This window comes from Cupriavidus respiraculi (assembly GCF_914271545.1).
In the GTDB taxonomy this organism is placed as follows: Bacteria; Pseudomonadota; Gammaproteobacteria; order Burkholderiales; family Burkholderiaceae; genus Cupriavidus; species Cupriavidus respiraculi.
The window spans coordinates 1,119,114-1,143,644 of record NZ_CAJZAH010000002.1; the positions used below are offsets into that span (position 1 = coordinate 1,119,114).

Annotated in this window: 25 protein-coding genes; 9 read left to right on the plus strand and 16 right to left on the minus strand. The window is 67.8% G+C overall.

What is annotated here, in order from left to right; all coding sequences use genetic code 11:
- Positions 1-21: 21 nt before the first annotated feature.
- The 10 genes from LDO27_RS12950 to LDO27_RS12995 form a co-directional block, all read right to left on the minus strand.
- Complete coding sequence (locus tag LDO27_RS12950) at positions 22-1,008, minus strand: L-threonylcarbamoyladenylate synthase (RefSeq protein WP_224042139.1); 987 nt, start codon at positions 1,006-1,008, stop codon at positions 22-24.
- 41 nt (positions 1,009-1,049) lie between these two features.
- The gene (locus LDO27_RS12955) at positions 1,050-2,294 is read right to left on the minus strand and encodes a 5-(carboxyamino)imidazole ribonucleotide synthase (protein ID WP_222201857.1); all 1,245 of its coding nucleotides are present in this window, start codon (positions 2,292-2,294) and stop codon (positions 1,050-1,052) included.
- A gap of 59 nt (positions 2,295-2,353) precedes the next feature.
- The gene (purE, locus tag LDO27_RS12960) at positions 2,354-2,851 is read right to left on the minus strand and encodes a 5-(carboxyamino)imidazole ribonucleotide mutase (RefSeq protein WP_222201859.1); all 498 of its coding nucleotides are present in this window, start codon (positions 2,849-2,851) and stop codon (positions 2,354-2,356) included.
- A 58-nt stretch (positions 2,852-2,909) separates the two neighbouring features.
- A complete protein-coding gene (locus LDO27_RS12965; protein ID WP_222201861.1) occupies positions 2,910-3,818 on the minus strand; it encodes a phosphoribosylaminoimidazolesuccinocarboxamide synthase in 909 nt (302 codons plus the stop codon).
- Positions 3,819-3,990: 172 nt separating this feature from the next.
- Positions 3,991-5,055, minus strand: coding sequence for a class II fructose-bisphosphate aldolase (fba, locus tag LDO27_RS12970; RefSeq protein ID WP_222201863.1), 1,065 nt, complete (start codon positions 5,053-5,055; stop codon positions 3,991-3,993).
- Between the two features lie 86 nt (positions 5,056-5,141).
- Positions 5,142-6,578, minus strand: a complete 1,437-nt coding sequence (gene pyk / locus LDO27_RS12975) for a pyruvate kinase (RefSeq protein ID WP_222201865.1) — start codon at positions 6,576-6,578, stop codon at positions 5,142-5,144.
- Positions 6,579-6,660: 82 nt separating this feature from the next.
- Positions 6,661-7,857, minus strand: a complete 1,197-nt coding sequence (locus tag LDO27_RS12980; RefSeq protein WP_224042140.1) for a phosphoglycerate kinase — start codon at positions 7,855-7,857, stop codon at positions 6,661-6,663.
- A 153-nt stretch (positions 7,858-8,010) separates the two neighbouring features.
- On the minus strand, positions 8,011-8,334 hold the full coding sequence (locus LDO27_RS12985) for an AzlD domain-containing protein (RefSeq protein WP_222201869.1): 324 nt from the start codon (positions 8,332-8,334) through the stop codon (positions 8,011-8,013).
- Entirely contained in the window at positions 8,331-9,194 is an 864-nt protein-coding gene (locus LDO27_RS12990; RefSeq protein ID WP_224042141.1) for an AzlC family ABC transporter permease, read from the minus strand. Before LDO27_RS12990 ends, LDO27_RS12985 begins: the two co-directional genes overlap by 4 nt.
- A gap of 199 nt (positions 9,195-9,393) precedes the next feature.
- On the minus strand, positions 9,394-10,383 hold the full coding sequence (locus LDO27_RS12995; RefSeq protein ID WP_222201873.1) for a Bug family tripartite tricarboxylate transporter substrate binding protein: 990 nt from the start codon (positions 10,381-10,383) through the stop codon (positions 9,394-9,396).
- A gap of 243 nt (positions 10,384-10,626) precedes the next feature.
- Here LDO27_RS12995 and LDO27_RS13000 point away from each other — a divergent pair, with 243 nt between their 5' ends.
- The 6 genes from LDO27_RS13000 (at position 10,627) to LDO27_RS13025 (ending at position 15,201) form a co-directional block, all read left to right on the plus strand.
- The gene (locus LDO27_RS13000; protein WP_222201875.1) at positions 10,627-11,547 is read left to right on the plus strand and encodes a branched-chain amino acid transaminase; all 921 of its coding nucleotides are present in this window, start codon (positions 10,627-10,629) and stop codon (positions 11,545-11,547) included.
- A 41-nt stretch (positions 11,548-11,588) separates the two neighbouring features.
- Entirely contained in the window at positions 11,589-11,783 is a 195-nt protein-coding gene (locus LDO27_RS13005) for a zinc-finger domain-containing protein (RefSeq protein WP_222201877.1), read from the plus strand.
- Positions 11,784-11,946: 163 nt separating this feature from the next.
- Positions 11,947-12,969 (plus strand): lipopolysaccharide heptosyltransferase II, encoded by a 1,023-nt coding sequence (waaF, locus tag LDO27_RS13010; protein ID WP_224042142.1) that lies wholly within the window; start codon positions 11,947-11,949, stop codon positions 12,967-12,969.
- Between the two features lie 30 nt (positions 12,970-12,999).
- The gene (locus LDO27_RS13015) at positions 13,000-13,440 is read left to right on the plus strand and encodes a YybH family protein (protein ID WP_222201888.1); all 441 of its coding nucleotides are present in this window, start codon (positions 13,000-13,002) and stop codon (positions 13,438-13,440) included.
- A gap of 41 nt (positions 13,441-13,481) precedes the next feature.
- Complete coding sequence (locus LDO27_RS13020; protein WP_224042143.1) at positions 13,482-14,552, plus strand: YheT family hydrolase; 1,071 nt, start codon at positions 13,482-13,484, stop codon at positions 14,550-14,552.
- Between the two features lie 55 nt (positions 14,553-14,607).
- Complete coding sequence (locus LDO27_RS13025) at positions 14,608-15,201, plus strand: DUF2946 family protein (RefSeq protein ID WP_224042144.1); 594 nt, start codon at positions 14,608-14,610, stop codon at positions 15,199-15,201.
- 15 nt (positions 15,202-15,216) lie between these two features.
- On the opposite strand, the gene LDO27_RS13030 is transcribed toward LDO27_RS13025, so the two are convergent.
- Entirely contained in the window at positions 15,217-16,971 is a 1,755-nt protein-coding gene (locus LDO27_RS13030) for a M48 family metalloprotease (protein ID WP_377747213.1), read from the minus strand.
- Between the two features lie 150 nt (positions 16,972-17,121).
- Between LDO27_RS13030 and moaC the strand changes: the two genes are divergently transcribed.
- From moaC to LDO27_RS13045, 3 genes are all read left to right on the plus strand, one after another.
- Positions 17,122-17,613: a cyclic pyranopterin monophosphate synthase MoaC gene (moaC, locus tag LDO27_RS13035; protein ID WP_224042146.1), complete on the plus strand. Its 492-nt coding sequence runs from the start codon at positions 17,122-17,124 to the stop codon at positions 17,611-17,613.
- A gap of 144 nt (positions 17,614-17,757) precedes the next feature.
- Positions 17,758-18,156 (plus strand): hypothetical protein, encoded by a 399-nt coding sequence (locus tag LDO27_RS13040; protein WP_224042147.1) that lies wholly within the window; start codon positions 17,758-17,760, stop codon positions 18,154-18,156.
- A gap of 6 nt (positions 18,157-18,162) precedes the next feature.
- A complete protein-coding gene (locus LDO27_RS13045; RefSeq protein WP_224042148.1) occupies positions 18,163-18,702 on the plus strand; it encodes a YMGG-like glycine zipper-containing protein in 540 nt (179 codons plus the stop codon).
- Here LDO27_RS13045 and LDO27_RS13050 read toward each other — a convergent pair.
- The 5 genes from LDO27_RS13050 to sucC all read right to left on the minus strand — a co-directional run bounded on the left by LDO27_RS13050 (position 18,687) and on the right by sucC (position 24,471).
- The gene (locus tag LDO27_RS13050; protein WP_224042551.1) at positions 18,687-20,447 is read right to left on the minus strand and encodes a PglL family O-oligosaccharyltransferase; all 1,761 of its coding nucleotides are present in this window, start codon (positions 20,445-20,447) and stop codon (positions 18,687-18,689) included. The genes LDO27_RS13045 and LDO27_RS13050 overlap by 16 nt on opposite strands.
- Before the next feature lie 140 nt (positions 20,448-20,587).
- Positions 20,588-21,064, minus strand: coding sequence for a pilin (locus LDO27_RS13055; protein ID WP_222201900.1), 477 nt, complete (start codon positions 21,062-21,064; stop codon positions 20,588-20,590).
- Between the two features lie 319 nt (positions 21,065-21,383).
- Complete coding sequence (locus LDO27_RS13060) at positions 21,384-22,082, minus strand: TerC family protein (RefSeq protein ID WP_224042150.1); 699 nt, start codon at positions 22,080-22,082, stop codon at positions 21,384-21,386.
- Positions 22,083-22,347: 265 nt separating this feature from the next.
- Positions 22,348-23,229: a succinate--CoA ligase subunit alpha gene (gene sucD / locus LDO27_RS13065; RefSeq protein WP_224042151.1), complete on the minus strand. Its 882-nt coding sequence runs from the start codon at positions 23,227-23,229 to the stop codon at positions 22,348-22,350.
- 75 nt (positions 23,230-23,304) lie between these two features.
- Positions 23,305-24,471: an ADP-forming succinate--CoA ligase subunit beta gene (gene sucC, locus LDO27_RS13070; protein WP_222201914.1), complete on the minus strand. Its 1,167-nt coding sequence runs from the start codon at positions 24,469-24,471 to the stop codon at positions 23,305-23,307.
- Between the last annotated feature and the right edge of the window lie 60 nt (positions 24,472-24,531).

Sequence of the window (24,531 nt, forward strand, 5' to 3'; positions counted from 1 at the left end):
GGCAACGGCCGCGGCTGGCGCTTACCCCGAGAAGGCGGCGGCGGCGCGCTGCAGCCGGTCCCTGACGCCGGCCCACTCGTGGCCGTCCGGCAGCGGCGCCACGCACAGGCGGGCGTAGCCTTCGCGGTCGAGGCGGCGCAGCAGGCGATACAGTTCGCGCGCATAGGCCGCGGCATCGGCCGGCGCCTCGACCCAGACACAGCGCGAATCGGCCACCGGCTCGCGCGCCACCCAGGCGACGCGGGCGTCGGCCGGCAGGTCCGCCAGATGCGCCGCGAGGTCGTGCGGCGCGACCAGGAACAGCGGCGTGCGGGGCGCGTAGTGTGCCTTCAGGGTGCCGGAGGCGCGCGGCGCGGCGGCGTCGGGCGGCAGCGGCGCGGCGCCGAGCACAGCCTCCATCATCGCCGGCGTGATCGCGCCGGGCCTGAGCAGCACCGGGCCGACGCCACGATCCACGCGCGACAGGTCGACGATGGTCGATTCGATTCCCACCTCCACGCCATCGCCCTCCAGCACGAACACGGCATCGCCGAATTCGTCGCGCACGTGCTGCGCCGTGGTGGGGCTCACCTGGCCGAACTTGTTGGCCGAGGGCGCCGCGATGCCGCCGCGCCCGCGCTTGAAACGCGACAGCAGCGCCTGCGCGACGGGATGGGACGGGCAGCGCAGGCCCACGCTGTCTTGCCCGCCGGCCACGGCGGCCGGAATATGCGCGGCGCGCTTGAGGATCAGCGTTAGCGGGCCGGGCCAGAAGGCGTCGATCAGCCGCTGCGCGGCCTCGGGCACGTCGTCCACCCAGTAGCCGATGTCCGCGCCGTCCACCACATGCACGATGATCGGGTGGTTCGAGGGACGGCCCTTGGCCGCGTAGATGCGGGCCAGCGCCTGCGGGTTCTCGGCATCGGCACCGAGGCCGTAGACGGTCTCGGTGGGAAAGGCGACGAGCTGGCCGGCCTCGAGCAGGCGCGCCGCCTCGTCGATCTCGGCGGCCGTGGGCATGCGCGACATGTCGATTCTCAGATGCGTGGGTGAGAGGAAAACGCTTTATATCAGGGCGTGATATGCAACGCGCGCAGCGCGGCGTCGAATGCCCGCTCGGCGTCCTGAGCCTGCGCACCCACACAGTTGACGTGGCCCATCTTGCGCGCCGGGCGCGCATCGTTCTTGCCGTACAGATGGAGCTTGGCGCCGGTTTGCGCCACCACCTCGTCCCAGGCCGGCGTGCGCTCCAGGCCGAACTCGAACCAGACGTCGCCCAGCAGGTTCAGCATCTTGCCGGCGGAATGCTGGCGCGTGCTGCCCAGCGGCAGGCGGGCCATCGCGCGCACCTGCTGCTCGAACTGGCTGGTTTCGCAGGCGTCCATGGTGATGTGGCCGGAGTTGTGCGGGCGCGGCGCCATTTCGTTGGCGACCAGCGAGCCGTCGGTCAGCACGAAGAACTCGATGCACAGCACGCCGACATAGCCCATCTCGGTCGTGATCGTGGCAGCGGCGGCGCGCGCCTTGTCGGCAATCTCGGCCGACACACTGGTCGAAGGCATCACGGTCGAAAACAGGATGCCGTCGCGATGCACGTTCTCCGCCAGCGGCCACGTCGCCGTGGCGCCGTCCGCGGCGCGCGCGGCCAGCACCGACACCTCGTAGGCGAGCGGCAGCATCTTCTCGAGCACGCACGGCACGTGCTGCATCGCGTTCCATGCGGCACGCACGTCCTCGCGCGTGCGCACGCGCGCCTGGCCCTTGCCGTCGTAGCCCATGCGCGCGGTCTTGAGAATGCCGGGCAGCAGCGTCTCGGGCAGCTGGTCGATATCCGCATCGTGCTGGATCACCCAGTGCGGCGCGGGCGAGACGCCGGTGCGTTCTGCGCAGGAGGCGAAGAACTTCTTCTCGCCGATGCGGTTCTGCGCGATCGACACGCAGTAGCCGCGCGGCGCGACAAAGGCGCCCAGCTGCTCCAGCCGGTCCAGCGACATCGACGGCACGTTCTCGAACTCGGTCGTCACCGCCGGGCACAGCCGAGCCATCTCGGCCAGCGCCGCCTCGTCGGTATAGGCGGCGCACAGGTGCTTCTCGGCCACCGTCCCGGCCGGGCTGTCCTGGTCCGGGTCCAGCACGCAGACCTTGTAGCCCATGGCCTGGGCCGCATGCGTGAACATGCGTCCGAGCTGGCCGCCGCCGAGCATGCCCAGCCATGCGCCCGGCAGGATGGGCGCGTTGGGATTGTCCACGCCGAACTCGGCACGCGATTCGGGCGTATGGGCTTCGGCCAGGGAAGGATGGATATCGGTGGGCATGCTCGAATGGGTATTGGCTTGTTGCGGCAGGGCCGGCGCCGCAGCGCCGGCGGGGCGACTTACAGGGGCAGCGTCATCGCGCGTGCCGCCTCGGTCTGGCGGGCGCGGAAGGCTTCCAGTGCCTGGGCCAGGGCCTCGTCGGTGGTCGCCAGCGTGGCGATGGCATGCAGCGCGGCATTGGCCGCGCCGGCCTCGCCGATGGCGAAGGTGGCCACCGGCACGCCCTTGGGCATCTGCACGATGGACAGCAGCGAATCCTCGCCGCGCAGGTATTTCGACGGCACCGGCACGCCGAACACCGGCACGATGGTCTTGGCGGCGATCATGCCGGGCAGGTGCGCGGCACCGCCGGCACCGGCCACGATCGCGCGCAGGCCGCGCGCGCGGGCGCTTTCGGCATAGTCGAACATCTCGTCGGCCATGCGGTGGGCGGAGACCACCTTCGCCTCGAACGGCACGCCGAAATCCTTCAGCATGGCCACCGCGTGCTGCATCACGTCCCAGTCGGAACTGCTGCCCATCACCACGCCGACCAGCGGCTTGTCTGTGTTGCTCACGTCCAATCCTCGATGGATGCCGCGGCGGCCCGCCTTTCGCGGGGCCGGCCGCGCAAGATCATTGCAGTTCCTGACCGGTCAGGCGCGTCAGCGCCTCGCGGTACTTCGCGGCGGTCTTCTCGACCACGTCCGCCGGCAGCGCGGGCGCCGGGGCGGTCTTCGGCCACGGCTTGCCGTCGATGCGCACCGCTTCGAGCCAGTCGCGCACGAACTGCTTGTCGAACGACGGCGGGTTCGTGCCGACCTGATACGAGTCGGCGGGCCAGAAGCGCGACGAATCGGCCGTCAGCACCTCGTCCATCAGCGTGAGCGTGCCGTTCTCGTCCAGCCCGAACTCGAACTTGGTGTCGGCGATGATGATGCCGCGCGTGGCCGCGTAGTCGGCCGCTTCCTTGTACAGGCGGATCGAGATGTCGCGCATCTGCGCGGCCAGGTCCTTGCCGATGCGCGCTTCCACTTCGGCGTACGAGATGTTCTCGTCGTGCTCGCCCATCTCGGCCTTGGCGGCCGGCGTGAAGATCGGCTCGGGCAGCTTCTGCGCGTTCTGCAGACCCGCGGGCAGCGCGATGCCGCACACGCTGCCGGTCTCCTGGTAGTCCTTCCAGCCGCTGCCGGCCAGATAGCCGCGCACCACGGCCTCGACCAGGATCGGCTTCAGGCGCTTGACCACCACCGCCCGGCCCTTCACCTGCTCCACCTCGTCGGCGCTCACCACGGTCTCGGCGGCGATGCCGGTCTCGTGGTTCGGCACGATATGGGCGAGCTTGCCGAACCAGAAATTGGCCATCTGGTTCAGCACGCGGCCCTTGCCGGGAATCGGCTCGCCGAGGATCACATCGAAGGCGGACAGCCGATCGGTGGTGACGATCAGCAGCTTGTCGTCGCCGACGGCGTAGTTGTCGCGCACCTTGCCGTGGCCGAGCAGCGGCAGCGAGCGGATGGAGGATTGGTAGAGAGCGTTCGACATGAAGGTTCCGATATGGCTCGAGGCCGGCCAGGCCGCGCATACGAAAAAGACCCTGGCCTAAAAAAGCGTCGTCCCCGCACAGGCGGGGACCTTGTCACTGTACCGTTGTCGCCGCGGCCCTGGCCGCGGCAGGCCGGCACGCGCCCCGCCGCAGAGCGGGACGCGCATGGCCTTACTGCACCACCTGCGCCAGCGCGCCCGACTGGTACTTCGCGGCGATGTCCTTCAGGCCGATCGGCTTGATCTTGCCGGCCTGGCCTTCGCAGCCGAAGGCGACGTAGCGGGCCTTGCAGACCAGCTTGGCGGCTTCGCGGGCCGGCTTCAGGTACTCGCGCGGATCGAACTTGCTGGGGTTCTCGGCGAAGAAGCGGCGGATCGCGCCGGTCATGGCCAGGCGGATATCGGTGTCGATATTGATCTTGCGCACGCCGTACTTGATCGCTTCCTGGATTTCCTCGACGGGCACGCCGTAGGTTTCCTTCATGTCGCCGCCGAACTGGCGGATTTCCTCGAGCAGTTCCTGCGGCACCGAGGACGAACCGTGCATCACCAGGTGGGTGTTGGGGATGCGGGCGTGGATTTCCTTGATGCGGCTGATCGCCAGGATGTCGCCGGTGGGCTTGCGGGTGAACTTGTACGCGCCGTGCGAGGTACCGATGGCGATGGCCAGGGCGTCGAGCTGGGTCGCCTTGACGAAGTCGGCGGCCTGCTCGGGGTCGGTCAGCAGCATCGAGTGGTCGAGCTTGCCTTCCGCGCCGATGCCGTCTTCCTCGCCGGCCTCACCGGTCTCGAGCGAGCCCAGGCAGCCCAGTTCGCCCTCGACGGTCACGCCCACGGCGTGCGCCATCTGCACGACCTTGCGGGTCACCTCGACGTTGTAGTCGTACTCGGCCGGCGTCTTGCCGTCTTCGCGCAGCGAGCCGTCCATCATCACCGAGGAGAAGCCCAGGTCGATGGCGCCCTGGCAGATCGCCGGGCTCTGGCCGTGATCCTGGTGCATCACCACCGGGATATGCGGGTAGGCCTCGACCGCCGCCTCGATCAGGTGGCGCAGGAAGTGTTCGCCCGCGTATTTGCGCGCGCCTGCCGACGCCTGCATGATCACCGGCGCGTTCACCTCGTCGGCCGCCTGCATGATCGCCTGCACCTGTTCCAGGTTGTTGACGTTGAAAGCGGGCAGGCCGTAGCCGTTCTCGGCGGCATGGTCCAGCAGCTGGCGCATCGATACGAGTGGCATGTCAGACTCCTAAATGAAAATTGGGGGTTCTCGGTATTCTTTACTGGCTCTCGCGGGGCCGTATGTTTGCGGGCGCACCGGCGCGCTTACGCGCCCACGCGGACGATCTTCAGCGTATTGGTGCCGCCCGGCTGGCCCATCGGCTCGCCGATAGTCAGCACGATAAAGTCGCCGCGCTGCACCACGCCTTTGGCCAGCAGCAGCTCCTCGGCCTGCTCCAGCGCGATGTCGCGGTCCACGCTTGCCTCCAGCGGCAGCGCCACGACATTGCGGTACAGCTGCATCTTGCGCTGCGAAGCCAGATTGGGCGTCATCGCGTAGATCGGCACGTGAATGCGGTGACGGCTCATCCACAACGCGGTGGCGCCCGAATCGGTCAGCGCGGCAATGGCCTTCACCTGCAAATGATAGGCCGTGAACAGCGCGCCCATTGCGATCGACTGGTCGATCCGCGAGAACGTCTGGTTCAGGAAATCGGTGTCCAGCTGCACCACCTCGGATTTCTCGGCCTCGACGCAAACCGCCGCCATCACTTCGACGGTCTCGACCGGGTAGCGGCCGGCCGCGGTCTCGGCCGACAGCATCACCGCGTCGGTGCCGTCCAGCACGGCGTTGGCCACGTCGGAGACCTCGGCGCGGGTCGGCACGGGGTTCACGATCATGCTTTCCATCATCTGCGTGGCCGTGATGGTCAGCTTGTTGGCCTCGCGGGCGAGCCGGATCATGCGTTTCTGCAGCGCCGGCACCGCGGCGTTGCCCACCTCCACCGCCAGGTCGCCGCGCGCGACCATGATGCCGTCCGAGGCGGCCAGGATTTCCTCGAGCACGCCCGGGCGGATCGCCTCGGCACGCTCGATCTTGGCGATCATGCGCGCCTTGTGGCCGAACGACTGGCCGGCCACCGCGGCCAGTTGGCGCGCCATTTCCATGTCGGTCGCGTTCTTGGGAAAGCTGACGGCGATATAGTCCGCGCCCAGGGCCATGGCGGTCTTGATGTCGTCCATGTCCTTGGCGGTCAGTGCCGGGGCCGACAGGCCGCCGCCCTGGCGGTTGATGCCCTTGTTGTTGGACAGTTCGCCGCCGACCTTCACCGTGGTGAAGATCTCGCTGCCGATCACGCGCTCGACCACCAGCACGATCAGGCCATCGTTGAGCAGCAGCAGGTCGCCGGGGCCCACGTCGCGCGGCAGGTCCTTGTAGTCCAGCCCCGCGCGCTCGCTGGTGCCGATCTCGCACTTGGAGTCGAGCACGAAGGAGTCGCCAGCGCTCAGCATGACCTTGCCCTGCTCGAACTTGCCGACGCGGATCTTGGGGCCCTGCAGGTCGGCCATGATGGCGACCTCGCGGCCGCAGGCCTGGGCGGCCTCGCGCACCAGGCGCGCCCGCTCCAGATGGTCCTCGGCCTTGCCGTGGGAGAAATTCAGGCGCACCACGTCGACGCCGGCCGCGATCATGCGGGTGAGCATCTCCAGCGTGCTGGAGGCGGGGCCGATGGTGGCGACGATCTTGGTCGAGCGAGTCATGACTATCTGTTCCTTATCCTGGTCCAAGGCGGCGCGCAGTGTGCGGGCGACGCCGGCGGCCATGGCGGCCGGCGCTGCGCCTTCAGCCGGCGGCGCGTTGTTCCAGGACTTCGAAGGCCGGCAGCGTCTTGCCTTCGAGGAATTCGAGGAAGGCGCCGCCGCCGGTGGAGATATAGCCCACGCGCTCGGCAATGCCGTACTTGGCGATCGCGGCGAGCGTATCGCCGCCGCCGGCGATCGAGAATGCCGGCGAGGCGGCAATGGCCTGCGCCAGCACCTTGGTGCCGTTGCCGAACTGGTCGAACTCGAACACGCCGACCGGGCCGTTCCAGACGATGGTGCCGGCGGCCTTGAGCTGGTCGGCCAGCTGCGCCGCCGTCTTCGGGCCGATGTCCAGGATCATGTCGTCATCCGCCACGTCCTTGACGTCCTTGACCGTGGCGGCCGCGGTCGCGCTGAATTCCTTGGCGCAGACCACATCGACGGGGATGGGCACCGAGGCGCCGCGGGCGGCCATGATGTCGATGATGGCGCGGGCCTGGTCCAGCAGGTCCGGCTCGGCCAGCGACTTGCCGATCTTCAGCCCGGCGGCCAGCATGAAGGTATTGGCGATGCCGCCGCCGACGATCAGGTTGTCGACCTTGTCGGCCAGCGCCTTCAGGATGGTCAGCTTGGTGGACACCTTGGAGCCGGCCACGATGGCCACCAGCGGACGGGCCGGCTGGCCCAGCGCCTTGCCCAGCGCGTCGATCTCGGCGGCCAGCAGCGGGCCGGCGCACGCCAGGGGCGCGTATTTCGCGATGCCGTGCGTGGTGGCTTCGGCGCGGTGCGCCGTGCCGAAGGCGTCGTTCACATAGACATCGCACAGCTTGGCCATCTTCTGGGCCAGTTCGTCGCTGTTCTTCTTCTCGCCCTTGTTGACGCGGCAGTTTTCCAGCAGTACCACCTGGCCGGGCGAGACTTGCACGCCGTCGACCCAGTTCTGCACCAGCTGCACGGGCTTGCCCAGCAGCTCGGAGAGGCGCTGGCCGATCGGCGCCAGCGAATCCTCGGGCTTGAACTCGCCCTCGGTGGGGCGGCCCAGGTGGGAAGTCACCATCACGGCGGCACCCGCGTCGAGGCAGGCCTGGATGGCCGGCACGGAGGCGCGGATGCGGGTGTCTTCGGTGATATTGCCTGCGTCGTCTTGCGGCACGTTGAGGTCGGCGCGGATAAACACGCGCTTGCCGGCCAGTTTGCCTTGGGAAATCAGATCGGTGAGACGCAGGACGGTGGTCATGGCGATGGAGGGCGGGGAAATCGGGAAAGCGGCCATTTTACCTGATCGCGAAAGCGGTTTTGCCGGTTACGGCCACCGGGAAGGTGCCCGGGACCGCTTTCGTGCCCGCTTTGGTGTACGCTTCCGCCGCGCCCGCCCCGCTCCCCCGGCCCCTCAGCCCAGCAGGCGCAATGCCGTGTACACCGCCATGCCCACCGCGATCATGCCGACCATCTTGCGCGTGGCCAGATAGAACAGCGCCGCGGCGATGCCCGCCACCAGCTTGTAGTTGGCCGGCGACAGCGTGAAATGGCCCTGCCACGTCATGAGGTCGGGCACCACGATGGCCGCCAGCGCGGCCGCGGGCGCATAGCGCAGGGCGCGCTGGATGCGGTCCGGGAGCGTCACGCGCTCGCCCGCCATCAGGAAGAAGGCGCGGGTCACGATGGTGACCACGGCCATGCCGATCAGCGCAATCCAGATCTCGAGATGGCTCATGGGCGGTCTCCACCGGGCGGCTCGGATGGCGGGGATTGCTCCGGCGCGATGACGGGCGTGGCCGGCGTGGCCGGGGAAGAAGGGCCACGCGAGCGCGATTTGCGCAGGCCGCGCAGGGTCGCGCGGGCGGCCAGCTCGTCGGTCACCATGCCGGCCGCGATGGCGCCGATCACGGCCACCACGAGGCCGAGCCGGTAGGGCAGGTCGAAGCAAAGCAGCGCCAGCACTGCCGAGACCGCCACCGCCATCATCACCGAGCGCGAGTTGATCGTGGAAATCATCACCGGAATCAGCGCCAGCGTGCCGGCCAGCGCCAGGCCCCAGCTGTCGGGGAACAGCGCGGCGAGCAGGATGCCGATCAGCGACGAGACCTGCCACATCAGGAAGTTGGTCAGCGCCATGCCCCAGAAAAAGCCCTCCTTGCCGGGCTCGTAGCCGTTCGGCACGGGGTAGCGCTGCATGAAGTAGACGAAGTGCAGGTCGCCGTTGAACGACCCCAGCAGCGTGCGCCGCCACAGCGGCAGGTAGCTGAAATGCGGCTGCAGCGCGGCGCTGAAGATGACGAAGCGCAGATTGACCACGGCAGCCGTCAGCCACACCGTCCAGATCGGCAGCCCGGCCGCGAACAGCGGCAGCACGGCCAGCTGGGCAGAGCCGGCATAGACCAGCAGCGACATGCCGATGGCCTCGGGCACGGTCATGACCGACTTGCTCATCGCCACACCGGTGACCAGCCCCCAGGAAAACGTGGCCGGCAGCGAGGGCGCGAAACGGATCAGGCCGGCGACCAGCCCGGCGCGCTCCGCGGGAGGAATACGGAGGAAATGGCGCAACCAGGCCGGCGGCTGTCGGGAAATCATCTGAAAGGGCTATGAATGGCGACCTGCCGGACCGCGCGGGGCGGCCGATTCGGGTCAGGTCAGGCGGGACCCGCGCCACGGGACGTGGCGGGCAAGGCGCCATTATAGTGCCAGCAGCGGCCGGTAAGCGGCCGCTTAAATGCGCAGTGTCGCCGGCGCGACAGGGCGGCCGCGGCCCTCTGGGCCGGGCCGCGCGCCGTCAGTCGATCGAGGCGCCCACCGTCTTGACCACGTTCGCCCACTTCTGGCGGTCGGCCTTGACCGTGGCGCGGAACTGCTCGACCGACTCGATGCGGGGGCTGTTGCCCGCGTCGATCAGCTTCTGGCGGATGGCGGGGTTCTCCAGCGCCACGCGCACCGCGTCGTTGACCTTGCGCGCGATCTGCGGATCCAGGCCCTTGGGGCCGAAGAAACCGAACCAGATCGTGCTGTTGAAGCCCGGCAGGCCGCTCTCGGCGATGGTCGGCACATCCGGAATCACCGCCACGCGGTTCTTGGTGGTCACGCCCAGCAGCCGCACCTTGCCGGCGCGGTACTGCGGCAGCACGCTCTGCACCTGATTGAAGATGCAGCAGACCTCGCCCTTGAGCACGGCCTGCAGCGCGTCGGGGCCGCCCTTGTACGGCACATGCACCATGTCGAGCCCGGCGCGGGCGTTGAATTCCGCGAAGGCCAGGTGCGTGCCGGTCCCGTTGCCGGTGGAGGCGAAGTTGTACTTGCCGGGGTTGGCCTTGACCTTCTCGATGAACTCCCGGACCGACTTGACGTCGATCACGGCCGGATTGACGGTCAGCACGTTCGAGACATCCACCAGCGGCGCGATCGGGGTGAAGCCGGCCTCGGCGTCGAACGGCAGGGACTTGTACAGCGCCGGGTTGATGCCATGGGTGGCGGCGGTGCCGAGCAGCAGCGTGTAGCCATCCGGCTTCGCGTGCGCGACGACTTCGGAGGCCACGTTGCCGCCCGCGCCCGGCCGGTAGTCGTACAGGATGGTGGTCTTGAGCGATTTCTGCAGCGAGTCCTGCAGCGTGCGCCCGACCATGTCCACGCCGGAGCCGGCGGTAAAGCCCATCAGGATGGTGACCGGCTGGGTCGGCCATTCGGGGCCCTGCGCCCCGGCCGGGGCGGCGAAGGCGGTCAGCGCGGCGAGGCAGGAAGCGGCGGCGAGGCGAAAGGCGGAGCGGGACATGGAAACGAGGCGTCGGTTGGTAGGGACGGCGACCAGGGAGGCCGTTTCAGCGAAGCAAGTACGATACCAACGAACCGGCACATTCCAAACGACTGAGTTCGCTTGAAGGTATGCCGGACGGGCATAAGGAGGCCGCCGCCGCCCACCGGGCACGGGCGTTCGCCGGCCGCCCGCGTTGGCACGCCCTGGCGCGCGGCATACAATGTCGCCTTTGCACCTTTTGATGTCAGCGGGGAGACGAGCATGTCGATGGCGGATCGCGACGGAAAAATCTGGATGGATGGCCAGCTGATCGAGTGGCGCGACGCCAAGATCCACGTGCTGACCCACACCCTGCACTACGGCATGGGCGTCTTCGAGGGCGTGCGTGCCTACAAGACCCCCCAGGGCACGGCGATCTTCCGCCTGAAGGAACACACCCGCCGGCTGTTCAACTCCGCCAAGATCTTCCAGATGGCGATCCCGTTCGACGAAGCCACGCTGGAAGCCGCGCAGCGCGAGGTGGTGCGGGCCAACGGCCTGGAGTCCTGCTATATCCGCCCGCTGGTGTGGATCGGCTCGGAAAAGCTGGGCGTCTCCGCCAAGGGCAACACCATCCACGTGGCCATCGCCGCCTGGCCGTGGGGCGCCTATCTGGGCGAGGAAGGGCTGGAGCGCGGCATCCGCGTCAAGACGTCCTCGTTCACCCGCCACCATGTCAACGTCTCGCTGGTGCGCGCCAAGGCCAGCGGCTACTACATCAATTCCATCCTCGCGAACCAGGAGGCCACCAGCCTCGGCTACGACGAGGCGCTGCTGCTCGATACCGACGGCTACGTCAGCGAAGGCTCCGGCGAGAACGTGTTCGTGGTGCGCAACGGCGTCATCTATACCCCCGACCTGGCCTCGTGCCTGGACGGCATCACGCGCGACGCGACGCTGACCATCGCCCGCGACCTGGGCATCGAGGTGCGCGAGAAGCGCATCACCCGGGACGAGGTCTACTGCTCGGACGAGGCCTTCTTTACCGGCACCGCCGCCGAGGTCACGCCGATCCGCGAACTGGACGACCGCATCATCGGCGAAGGCCGGCGCGGTCCGGTCACCAAGCAGATCCAGGACGCGTTCTTCGCCGCCGTGGGCGGCACCAACGAAAAATACAAGCACTGGCTGACCCTGGTCTGAGCCTGCGCATCCTTTCCACACAAGTCCGTTCCCGCATCACCATGACCCAGACCGCGAGCGTCATCGAAATCGGCGCTGAAGACATTCCCCTGCACTGCCCCACGGCCAAGACCCCGGCCTGGAGCTACCATCCCCGCGTGTATCTCGATATCGGGGATACCGGCGAGGCCAAGTGCCCCTACTGCGGCACGGTGTACAAGCTAAAGCCCGGCACCGTGCTGAAGGGCCACCACTGACGCAGCCGCCGCGCCCGCACCGCACACCGAAACCCCGGCACGCCCTGGCGCGCGCCGGGGTTTGCGCATTCATCGCGCGCCAGCCGCAGGCCGGTGGCGGGCGCTCATTCCGCCCCCTCATTTCGCGACCGGCGGATCCCGTCCGCCCGGCCGCGCACCGCTCATGAAGAAAGCCCTCGTCATCGCTCCGAACTGGATCGGCGACGCCCTGATGGCGCAGCCGCTGTTCTCGCTGCTCAGGCAACGCCATCCCCGCCTGGTCATCGACGCCCTCGCCCCGAAATGGGTGGCGCCCGTGCTCGCCCGCATGCCGGAGATCGGCCGCGTGTTCCCGAGCGACCTCGCGCACGGCAAGCTCCAGTTGTCGGCCCGGCTGCTGTTCGCCCAGCAGTTGAAGAACGAGGGCTACGACGTGGCCTACGTCCTGCCCAATTCGCTGAAATCGGCGCTGATCCCGTGGCTGGCCGGCATTCCGCTGCGGGTGGGCTATCGCGGCGAGGCGCGCTTCGGCCTGCTCAATATCCGCCACCGCAATCCGCCCCGCGACAAGCGGCCGCCGATGGTGGAGCACTACGCCCGCCTGGCGCTCAAGCCCGGCGCCAAGGTACCGGAGAACATCCCCGAGCCGCGCCTGCGCATCGACCCGGCGCGCATGGAGAAGACCGCGCAGCGCTTCGGCATCCCGCCGCAGACCCGGCTGATCGCGTTCTGTCCGGGCGCGGAGTTCGGGCCGGCCAAGCGCTGGCCGGCCGCCCACTTCGCCAGCCTCGCGCAGATGCTGCGCCGCTCGTTCCCCTACGCCCAGATCGTGGCGCTTGGCTCGGCCAAGGACGCCGAGATCGCGGCGCAGATCTGCGAAGGCGCGCCGTTCGTGCGCAACCTGTGCGGGCAAACGTCGCTGGACGACGCCGTCGACCTGCTGGCGCTGTCCGAGGCCGCGGTCTGCAACGACTCCGGCCTGATGCACGTGACCGCCGCGCTGAACCGGCCGCAGGTCGCCGTGTTCGGCTCCAGCGATCCGCGCCATACGCCCCCCCTGTCACACGCAGCTAGTATCATGTGGCTGCAACTCGAATGCAGCCCCTGCTTCCAGCGGGAATGCCCCCTGGGCCATCTTCGCTGCCTGAAGGGCATCGAGCCCGAGATGGTATTCGTGGAGCTGCGCAAGCTCCTGCACCAGCCCTGACCCACGGCAAGATCTCCGACCGCCCACGCCATGCCCCGCTTTGCACGCCTGTTCGATTCCGCCGAAGACATCGTCGACGCCTTCCGTGAAGCCCTGAAGCTGCGCGACGCCGAGGGGGCGCTGCGGCTGTGGCTGGACGAGGACTCGGTCACCTGCGTGATGCCCGACGGGCAGCGGCTGATCGGCCACGAGCACCTGCGCCAGGCGTTCGCGCTGCTGCTCGAGCAGCAGCCGGTGCTGGTGGACGTGATCGAGACGAGCAGCCACGCCACCATGGGCGTGTCAATCTTCGACGTGACCGAGGCGCTGCGCTTTGCCATCGACCGCGTCGAGGCGGACATGTACGTGCACACCACGTACGTGCTGATGCAGAACCACGAGGGCTGGCGCCTGGCGCATATCCACTGCAGCCCGGCCAACGCCGCCCAGGTCGTGACCTCCACCGCCAGCAGCGGGCAGGCACTGCACTGAGCCGCGCCGCGCGACACCATGACTGGCCGGCCGCTTCGCCCATGAGCCGTCTATCCCATCACCACCTTCCCGCCACAGCCATCGACGTGCCCGGCGCCCCGGCGCCCGATCCGTTCGGCACCGCCCGCATGCCCTGGTGGCTCGGTGACGGCCACAGCCAGACCATCATCGCCGCGCGCTTCACCCGCCGGCCCCGTGTCACCTTCCGCCGCGAACGCTGGGACGCCCCCGACGGCGACTTCATCGACCTGGACTGGACCACCCATCCCGTGACGCCCGGCGCGCCGCTGGTGGTGATGTTCCACGGCCTGGAGGGCAATTCGCGCAGCCACTATGCCCAGACGCTGATGCACGCGCTGCGCGAGCGCGGTTGGCAGGGCGTGATTCCGCATTTCCGCGGCTGCTCGGGCGAAATGAACCGGGCGCCGCGCTTCTACCATTCCGGCGATTCGGCGGAGGTGCGCTGGATCCTGCAGCGGCTGCGCGACGCGCACGTCGCGGATGGCCGCAAGCTGCTGGTGGTGGGCATCTCGCTGGGCGGCAATGCGCTGCTGCGCTACCTCGGAGAGGACGAGCACGCCGCCGGCTTCATCGCCGGGGCGGCGGCCATCTCGGCGCCGCTGGATCTGGCCGCGGGCGGCGCCGCGCTCTCCGCCGGCTTCAACATGGTCTATACGCGCATGTTCCTGCAGACGCTCAAGCGCAAGTCGCTGGCCAAGCTGGAGCAGTATCCCGGCCTGTTCGACCGCCACGCCATGTTGTCGAGCCGCGACCTCTATGCCTTCGACAACGTGGTCACCGCGCCGCTGCACGGCTTCCGCGATACCGACGACTACTGGGCGCGCGCGGCCAGCAAACCGGTGCTGCGCCATGTCGCGGTCCCGACCCTGGTGCTCAACGCGCGCAACGACCCTTTCCTGCCCGGCCGGCATCTGCCCGGGCCCGAGCAGGTCAGCGCGCACGTCGTGCTGGAGCAGCCGGAGCACGGCGGCCACGTCGGCTTCATGACCCCGCCGGCGGGCTGGCGCGGCGCGTTGCCGCTGCTGCCGTTCTCCGGCCATATCGAATGGCTGCCGCGGCGTATTCTTGGATTTTTCGACAGCCTGGCTTGAGCGCCGCGGGCCCGCGGCCTCGACCGCCGTCGAGGCGACACGAAGGAGATTCCGGATGGACGACACCGTCAAACAGGCAATGGCGCGCTGGCCGAACGTACCCTTCTGCTACGGCTGGCTCGCGCTGGACCGGCGCGGCCAATGGCGCATGCGCAACGAATTCGCGCAGCAGCACGGACTGTCGGGCGACCCGATCCGTCACGCCGCGCTGGTCGCCTTCATCGAGCGCAACTACCTGCGCGACGAGCACGGCGCGTGGTACTTCCAGAACGGACCGCAGCGCGTCTTCATCAGCCTCGCGTATGCGCCCTGGGTCGTGCGCCTGCACGAGGGGCAATTTCATACCACGTCGGGCAACGCCTTCACGCCGCGGGCCTGTTATGCGGACGAGCACGGCAACGTGGTGATGGCCGGAGACGTCGAGGGACACGCAGGCAGGCAGGCCGCCTTGCTGCACGACCACGACCTCGATGCGCTGAGCAGCGCGAGCACCTGGCATGGCGAGGCCTGCGGCGCCGAACTCGGGGTCTTCCATGGCACCGGCGGCGATATTCCCATCGAGCCGATCGTGGAGAGCGAGGTGCCCGCGCGCTTCGGCTTCGTCCGGCAACCACAGGCGCCCGCCGCCCCGCTCCCCGCCGCGCACTAGCGGCGCGGCGCTGCCTCAGTTGGGCATGCCCTTGTTGTCCTGCCGCTCCTCGCGGTACTGGCGCTCCAGCTGGTGCAGGCGGGCATCCACCTCGGACAGCGTGTAGAAGTCGCCGTCGCCCGCCTTGCGGGCGATCTGCAGTTGTTCGATGGCGGCCTGGAAGGCGCCGTCGATCGCGTACTTTTCGGCCAACGCCTGATGCTGTTGCAGGCGCTTGCCCTGGCCCGCATAGGCGCGCGCCAGCAGTTCCCACCATTCCGAACGGCCGCGTTCCTCGCGGGTGCGCGCGCGCAGGAAGGTCACCAGTTCGTCCAGGCGCCCCGCGCCCAGCAGCGTATCGGCATAGGCAAGCGTCACGGCATGCGACAGCGGATAGGCCCGCATCGACGCCATCGCCTGGTTCAGCGCCTCGGGCACGCGCCGCTGCGCGCGCGCCAGCTCGATCGCCATCACGTCCAGCATCGGGCTGCCCGACGTCGCCCCGGGAATATTGCCGTACAGGCGCCGCGCCTCGGCCAGCGACTGCTCGGCCTGCGCCAGGCGGCCCAGCCGCTGCTCGGCCATCGCGATGCCGTAGTGGATGGCCGGCACGCGCATCGGCGGCGCGCTGGCCAGCTGCGATTGCAGCGCGGCCCTGGCGTTCTGCAGCTCGCTGGGCGATGTCTCCTGGATGATGCGGGCGCGCATGCGCGCGAATTCGTAGTCGGGCGTGTTGCCGACCTTGCGCACCGACACATGGCTCGCGCGGTCCTGCATGTCGGCGATCCGCTCGGACGTCAGCGGGTGGGTGCGCACATAGGCCGGCACCGAACTGTCCGAGATGCCGGTCACGCGCTGCAGCTTCTTGAAAAAGTCCGGCATGCCCTGCGGATCGAAGCCGGCGGCGCTCAGGATCTGGAAGCCGACGCGGTCGGCCTCGCGCTCCGCGCCGCGCGAGAACGACAGCTGGTTGGCCAGTGCCGCGCCCTGCCCCCCCATCGCCAGCGCGGCGGCCGCGTCCGGGCTGCGGGTGGCGGCCAGGCCCGCCAGCACCATCGAGGCCAGCGCGATCCACATCGACTGGTCCTGGCTGGTGATGCCGCGGGCGATATGGCGCTGCGTCACGTGGCCAATTTCATGGCCCACCACGGAGGCCAGTTCGGATTCGGTATCCGACTGCACCAGCAGGCCGGTGTGCACGCCGATATAGCCGCCGGGCAAGGCAAACGCGTTGATGGAGCGCTCGCGCACGGCGAACAGTTCGAAGCCGGTGGCGAAGGTGCCGGCGCCGGTGGAGCCCGCGAGGTTCTGCCGGCGGGCCGCCTGGACCAGCCGGTAGCCCAGCGCGTTCAGATAGTCGGCGAGCAGCGGGTCGTTCACGTAGAGCGGATCGCGGCGGATATCGCGCATGATGCGGTCGCCCAGGCGCTTCTCCATGTCGGGCGACAAGGCGGCCGTCGAGGGATCGCCCATGTCCGGCAGTTGCACGCCGCTGCCCTCCACCACGGGATTGCCGCTGCGCACGCCGAACTCGGAGCGCTGGCCCGCCTTCACGCTGCGATTCAGGTTGTCGTAGACCTGGTCGCTGGTATCGGCCGGCAAGGCCAGCGAGGGAGACGTCACGACGGCGCGCGGGGCGGCCGGCGCGGCGGATCCCTGCCCCTGGGGCCATGTGGGCATCGCGGTGAGCAGCGCCATGCAGGCGGCCAGCGCGCGCACGCGAGGGGGCGGGGCGGCGGGTCTGGCGCTGCGCACTTCGCCCGGTCCCGGAGCGGCCGGCGCGCGGGGCATGACAGGGGCGGAGCGGGCGATTCGTTTCGTGCGCATGTTGCTATGATAGCGGCCTCCGGCGGGGCCCCGGCGCAAAACGCCACGCGGGGCCGGACCGCCCGGCGCCAGCCCGCGGCACCACCGGACACCCTCGCCACCACTCTCGCCATCATGAGCCAGCTCACCCATTTCGATACCGCCGGACAGGCCCATATGGTCGACGTCGGCGCCAAGGACAGCACGCACCGCGTCGCCATCGCCACGGGCACCATCACGATGGCGCCGGCCACCTTCGCGCTGGTGCGCGATGGCAATGCCAAGAAGGGCGACGTGCTCGGCATCGCGCGCGTCGCCGGCATCATGGCCACCAAGCGCACCGCCGACCTGATTCCCCTCTGCCACCCCATCGGGCTCACCAAGGTGGCGCTCGACTACGAACTGGACGAGGCGTCCCACAGCATCCAGTGCACCGTGCGCACCGAAACGCGCGGCCAGACCGGCGTCGAGATGGAAGCGCTGACGGGCGTGCAGGTGGCGCTGCTGACGATCTACGACATGTGCAAGGCGGTGGACCGCGGCATGGTCATGACCAACGTGCGGCTGCTGGAGAAGCATGGGGGCAAGTCGGGGGACTGGGCGGCGGGCACGGGCGGGGCCGCCTGACGCGCTTGCCCGGGAAAACAATGGCGCGGGCTCTTGCCTCGGACATGCGGCGCGTGCCTGGCCATCGGGTTTGGTGTTCAATGTGGGCGGGACGCCGGCGACGCTGGCGCCCGTGCAAGCGGTAACGTTTTTGGAAGGTGTACCTTGAACAAGCGCAAGTGTTTCCAGATCGCGCTCGCCATGGTCGTGCTGCTGACCAGCGGCGCGGCGGCGGCGCGTACCCGGGTCGGCGTCGGCGTCTATCTGGGGCCGCCCGTGGCCTACGGATATCCCTACGGCCCCTACTACGGGCCCTACTATCCCCGCTACTACTACGCGCCGCCCGTCTACGTTCCCCCGGTGGTGGCCGTGCCCGTCAGTCCGCCTCCGCCGGTGCAGTACATCGAGCAGTCGCAGGTGGCTCCGCCCCCGCCGGCCGCATCGTCCGGCACGGCCTCGGCGCCGATGTGGCACCACTGCGAGAACCCGGAGGGCTACTACCCGTACGTGCAGCACTGCCCCGGTGGCTGGAAACAGGTACCGGCCACGCCGCCCGGGTCGTAGACGGCCATGCGCGCGTATTTCCTGACACTCCTTCGTACCCTGGGGCTGATGGCAGCCGCGCTGACGGCCGGCTGCGTGGTCATGCCCAGCGGGCCGAGCGTCACCGTGCTGCCCGGCACCGGCAAGTCGTTCGATCGCTTTCGGGGCGATGACTATTCCTGCCGGCAGTACGCCCTGGCCCAGAGCGGTGGCGTCAGCGCCTCGCAGGCGGCGAACAATACCGCGGCGGGCAGCGCGCTGGTGGGCACCGCGCTGGGCGCCGCGGCCGGCGCGGCGCTCGACGGCGGCACCGGCGCGGCGGTCGGCGCGGGCGTGGGTCTGCTCACCGGGGCCGCGGTGGGCGCCAGTAGCGCGCAGTACGCGGGATACGGCACCCAGCAACGCTACGACACCGCCTATGTGCAATGCATGTACGCCAGCGGTCATCGCGTGCCGGCGTATGCGTACCCAGGCGCCCCGGGCGCGGTGGCCGTGACGCCATCGGCGCCGCCCGCACCCGCCTACTACTACCCGCCTCCGCCGCCGCCCGGCTACATGCGGTTCTGAGCGGACAGCGCCCGGGTAGCCACCCACGCGCAGAACTCCGCCGGCCGCCGCTCCGGCGCCACCTCGTCGCACGCCTTCGCCACCATGCGTAACTGCGCCGCCTCGTCGCCCGCGTAGTAGAACCGCAGCCGCTCCAGCCACAGGCGGCCTTCTTCGGGCCGCCCCGTCAGCGCCAGCAGCCATGCCGTGCGCGCGATCATGGCGGGCGTCGGCAGCAGGTGCACCGCCGCGATATGGGCCGGCAGCCATTGCGCCGCATTGTCCGGCGTCAGCAATGCCTGCTCCGCGCGGTTGGCCCGCGCATGCGGAAGGAACCAGAAGCGCGGCATCGGCAGCGTCCTGTTCTGCTCGACGCTCGCGTACTCGCGCGCTTCGGTACGGCGGTAGTCCTGCCACATCGTCAGCAGGATGACGCCCGACAGCGCCACAAACACCGCCAGCACCACGCGCGCGAGCGATGCCGGCAGGCGCCAGCCGGCGAAGCGCGACGGCTCCAGCCAGCCCAGCATGAAGCAGAACGGCAGGAAGAAATACAGATAGTGCAGCGGGTACTCCAGCATCGAGTGCGCGCACAGCATGGCAAGCCACGTCAGCACGAGCACCGTCTGCCGCCGCTCCTCGTTGTCGCCGCGCCAGAGCCGGACCTTCACCACCCGCCACAGCCAGGTCGCGAGCGCGAGCGCGACACCGGCCGTGCCCACGATGCCGGTCTTGGCCAGCAGATCGAGAATCGCGTTATGGGCATGCAGCGACATCTCGACGGTGACGCCCACCTGTTCCAACTGGTTGAACTGCGCCCAACCGAACTCGCCCCATCCCACGCCGAACCACGGGTTCGCCTGGAACATCGCCCAGGCATGCGCCCACAGCGCGCCGCGCGCGGAGGTCTGGTCCGCGGCCTGCAACTGCGCCACCGTGTCGAACAGCGACCAACCGAAAGTCTGCCCCGCCGCCTTGATGGCCGGTTGCAGGATGAACAGCATCGCCAGGATGGCGACCGCCGCGAACACCAGCCCTGCCGGCCGGCGCATCGGGTTCGCATCGCGCCGCGCATCGCGGGCCAGCCATGCCGCGACCAATGCATAGAGCGCAGCCAGACCGACGTGCAGCACACCCGTGCGTGAGCCGGAAAGGACGATGCCGGTTTCCAGCAGCAGCACCGCACCGAGCCACGCGCCGACGCGCAGCTTGCCCTGCGACGCGAGCCAGACTGAAGCGACCAGCGCCAGACCGTGGACCGTGGCCTGGTGGTTCGGCTGGTTCAGGTTGCCCCACAGGCGGCGGTTGGTTTCGTAGAAGTAGGGGGAGACGAGGCCGAAGGTATGCGGTTCCAGGTTAAAGAGCTGGATCCATTGGGCCAGGGCGCCGAGGAGGGCGGCGATGAGCAGGCCGGTGGCAACTGCGACCGGAAAGAATTGGCCGCGGTCGCCGGGCTCGGCCGCACGAAGGGCGGCGGCAAACCAGATCACCACCGTGGCGAGCACAAGGGTCCAGATCGTGGTGAAGCGGCTGCCTGTGTGATCGATGGCGCCAATCACTGCGTGCGCAAGACTTACTCCGATCAGCCAGAGGGGCAGCAGAACAATGCTTGGGACGCCGACGGCGGAATGTGGGGACGAGAAACGACGGGCGGCGCCGAACGCGGCAACGAGGATCACGGCCAGGAGGGCGCTGGTCCACTCACCGTAGAACGTTGCCAGTGGAAGGGTGTGTTTGGAGACGAGTAACGGGACAGCTGTAGCCATCAACACTAGTCCCGAGTACAACCGAAGCATCAGTATCCCAAGCGGCGGCGACGAAGCGCGGAATGATACCGGAAACGCCTTTCGTGCCTTTCAAATGCAAAGCGCCCCTTCTGGGGCGCTTTGCTGTCGGCGGGGCAAACTTATGCGCGATCGAACCCGGTGTTCGCACGCACACAGGTGGCGGGACTGGCAACCGCTACTGCAGCAGTCCAAACAATTGCGGAATTGTTCGCGGCCAAAGCGGGGGTCAATGTGACCGTACAACCGCCATAGGTGTTGTCTCCCACCAGAGTGATCACTCCGTTCGTCACGTCCACAGGCGTCGTGATTCCAGCCGGGACGTTGATGTTCGCCGCCGGGGGAACGCCGAAAGCGCCAGCGTCGCAGTCGCCTAGCGCGCCTGCGCGCTCTTGTGCGCACATCCCTACTGCGGTCTTCACCGACGCCACGGCAGAAACCGCCGACGACCACCGGCTACGCGTCACATAGTCCTGATACTGCGGAATCGCAATCGCCGCGAGGATACCGATGATCGCGACCACAATCATCAGTTCGATCAGCGTAAAGCCCTTCTGGATGCGGCGACCCAGTTTTTTCAGTTGTTGTACCCGTTGCATATTGACCCCTCGAAGATATTTTCGATACAAATTGGCACATTTTGTTTCATGTGATGCCGCAACCCTATGAGCAGGGACTGTGCCAAGCCGCGAAGCTGAAAAAATGCTCGCCGGCTGACAATTTGCGGCATCGAGTGCCGTAAACGCCTCTCGAAACTGACAAATACTGTCCAAGTCCCTGACGGAACCAGGCAAATGGCCGGAAACGCCGCTTACTTCTGACTAAAGCTCGACGTCAAAACGGCAACGGGCGACATAGCTCCATGTCGCCCGTTCGGCATAACTTGGGGGCGCATCCGCCGCCCCCGTTACAACTGGCTTACCCTGCGGCGTTCGCCCCGCCCTTCTTGAGCAGCTTGCCCAGCACCACCACAAGGACGGCGCCCACCGCACCGAAGACCAGATGGGCATGCGGCACGTGCACTTCGAACCAAGCCGCATCGACCGGATCGCTCACCAGCATTTCGCCGGCCAGATAGCCCAGCAGCGCGGCGCCCAGCACGATGATGATCGGGAAGCGCTCCATCACCTTCAGCAGCAGCGTGCTGCCGAACACGATCAGCGGAATCGACAGGCCCAGGCCGATGATGAGCAGCAGCAGCTGGCTGCCTTCCGGCCCCTTCTGCGCGGCGGCGGCCACGGCGACCACGTTGTCCAGCGACATCACCAGGTCGGCGATCAGGATGGTACGGATCGCGGCCCAGATATTGTCCTTGGCGTCATGCCCTTCCTCGCCGTCGTCGCCGGTCAGCAGCTGCACGCCGATGTAGACCAGCAGGATGGCGCCGACGATCTTTAGGTACGGCAGGCTCAGCAGCTTCACGGCGGCCACCGTCAGCACCACGCGCATGATGATGGCGGCGGCGCTGCCCCAGAAGATGGCCTTCTTCTGTTGGGCGGGCGGCAGGTTGCGGGAGGCGAGCGCGATCACCACCGCGTTGTCGCCGGACAGGACGATATTGGTCAGGATGATGGATCCCAGCGCGATCCAGAATGTGGTGGAAGACAGCAGTTCCACGGTGAGGCTCCTCGGTGTCTATGGTTGGTTCGCACTCGCGGTTTGGCTACGTTGGCCGTTCCCGATTGCGGTCTTTTGGATGTCTGCACATACGGACAACCATATTTACCGCACGAAGCTTTCGATTAGGTTTCAACCCTTTTGCTTTCGCGCCCACCGCTGTTCCATAAACGACAATGCCCCCGCAGTTGCGGGGGCATTGTTCCAATCTGTCACGGCGTGACGCTTTTTCCAGCCACGCGCGACGAACCGGCGATACGGAAAACTACAGGATCGACTTCAGCAGACGGCCCATTTCCGACGGGTTCTTGGTCACCTTGATGCCGCAGGCTTCCATGATTTCCAGCTTGGCCTGTGCCGTGTCGGCACCGCCCGAGATCAGCGCGCCGGCATGGCCCATGCGCTTGCCCGGAGGCGCGGTCACGCCAGCGATGAAGCCAACCACCGGCTTCTTCATGTTGTCCTTGATCCAGTGAGCGGCGTTGGCCTCGTCCGGACCGCCGATTTCACCGATCATGACCACGGCGTCCGTATCGGGATCGTCGTTGAACATCTTCATCACGTCGATGTGCTTCAGGCCATTGATGGGGTCGCCACCGATGCCGACGGCCGACGACTGGCCCAGGCCCAGCGCGGTCAGCTGGCCCACGGCTTCATACGTCAGCGTGCCGGAGCGCGACACCACGCCGATGCGGCCCTTCTTGTGGATGTGGCCCGGCATGATGCCGATCTTGATTTCGTCCGGCGTGATCAGGCCCGGGCAGTTCGGTCCCAGCAGCAGCGTCTTCTTGTTCTGCTTGCGCATGCGGTCCTTGACTTCCATCATGTCGCGCACGGGGATGCCTTCGGTGATGCAGACCACCAGGTCCAGGTCGGCGTCAACGGCTTCCCAGATCGCGGCGGCGGCGCCGGCGGGCGGCACGTAGATGACCGACACGGTTGCGCCGGTCTGCTCCTTGGCTTCCTTGACGTTCGCGTAGATGGGGATGCCCTCGAAGTCCTCGCCGGCCTTCTTCGGGTTCACGCCGGCGACGAAGCAGTTCTTGCCGTTGGCGTAGTCGCGGCATCCACGGGTGTGGAACTGGCCGGTCTTGCCGGTGATGCCCTGGGTGATGACCTTGGTGTCTTTGTTGATCAGAATCGACATGCTGTAATCCTTTGCTTTGCTAAAGCGGCGCGCGTGCCTGGCACCGCGCCCCTCGCGTTCGTGTTCGCGTCTGGCTTACTTGCCGGCGGCTGCGGCCACCACCTTCTGGGCGGCTTCTTCCATGGTGTCGGCCGAGATGATGGGCAGGCCCGAGTCGGCCAGCATCTTCTTGCCGATCTCTTCGTTGGTGCCCTTCATGCGGACCACCAGCGGCACGGACAGCGACACGGCCTTCGATGCGGCGATCACGCCTTCGGCGATCACGTCGCAGCGCATGATGCCGCCGAAGATGTTGACCAGGATGGCCTTCAGGTTCGGGTTGCGCAGCATCAGCTTGAAGGCTTCGGTCACCTTCTCGGTCGTGGCGCCACCGCCCACGTCCAGGAAGTTGGCCGGCTCGCCGCCGAACAGCTTGATGGTGTCCATGGTCGACATGGCCAGGCCGGCGCCGTTCACCAGGCAGCCGATATTGCCGTCCAGCGAGATGTAGGCGAGATCGAACTTCGACGCTTCGATTTCGGCCGGATCTTCTTCGTCCAGATCGCGGTACGCCACGATTTCCGGCTGGCGGAACAGCGCGTTGGAGTCGAAGTTGAACTTGGCGTCGAGCGCGATCACCTTGCCGTCGCCGGTCAGGATCAGCGGGTTGATTTCAGCCAGCGACGCGTCGGTTTCCCAGAACGCCTTGTACAGGCCTTGCAGCGCCTGGCGGGCTTGCGCGACGCTCGCGTCGGGGATGCCGATCTTGCGGGCGATATCGTCGGCATCGCTGTCGGCCAGACCGGTCTGCGGGTCGATGATCAGCGTGTGGATCTTTTCCGGGCTGTGCGCGGCCACCTCTTCGATGTCCATGCCGCCTTCGCTGGACGCCATCAGGGCGACCTTCTGCGAAACGCGATCCACGACCAGGCTGACGTACAGTTCCTTCTTGATGTCCGCGCCTTCTTCGATCAGCAGGCGGTTGACCTTCTTGCCTTCCGGACCGGTCTGGTGCGTCACCAGTTGCATGCCCAGGATGTTGCTGGCGTAGGTCTTGACCTCGTCCATGCTCTTGGCCACCTTCACGCCGCCGCCCTTGCCGCGACCGCCTGCGTGGATCTGAGCCTTCACAACCCAGACCGGACCGCCGAGCTGCTCGGCTGCCTTCAGTGCGTCTTCGACCGAGAATGCGGGGATACCGCGCGGAACCGGCACATTGTATTTGCGCAGGATTTCCTTGCCTTGGTACTCATGGATATTCATGCGTGTTTCCTTTCGGGTAGGCGTAAATGGGTAGAGATGGAATATCTCGGCGGGTAGTGT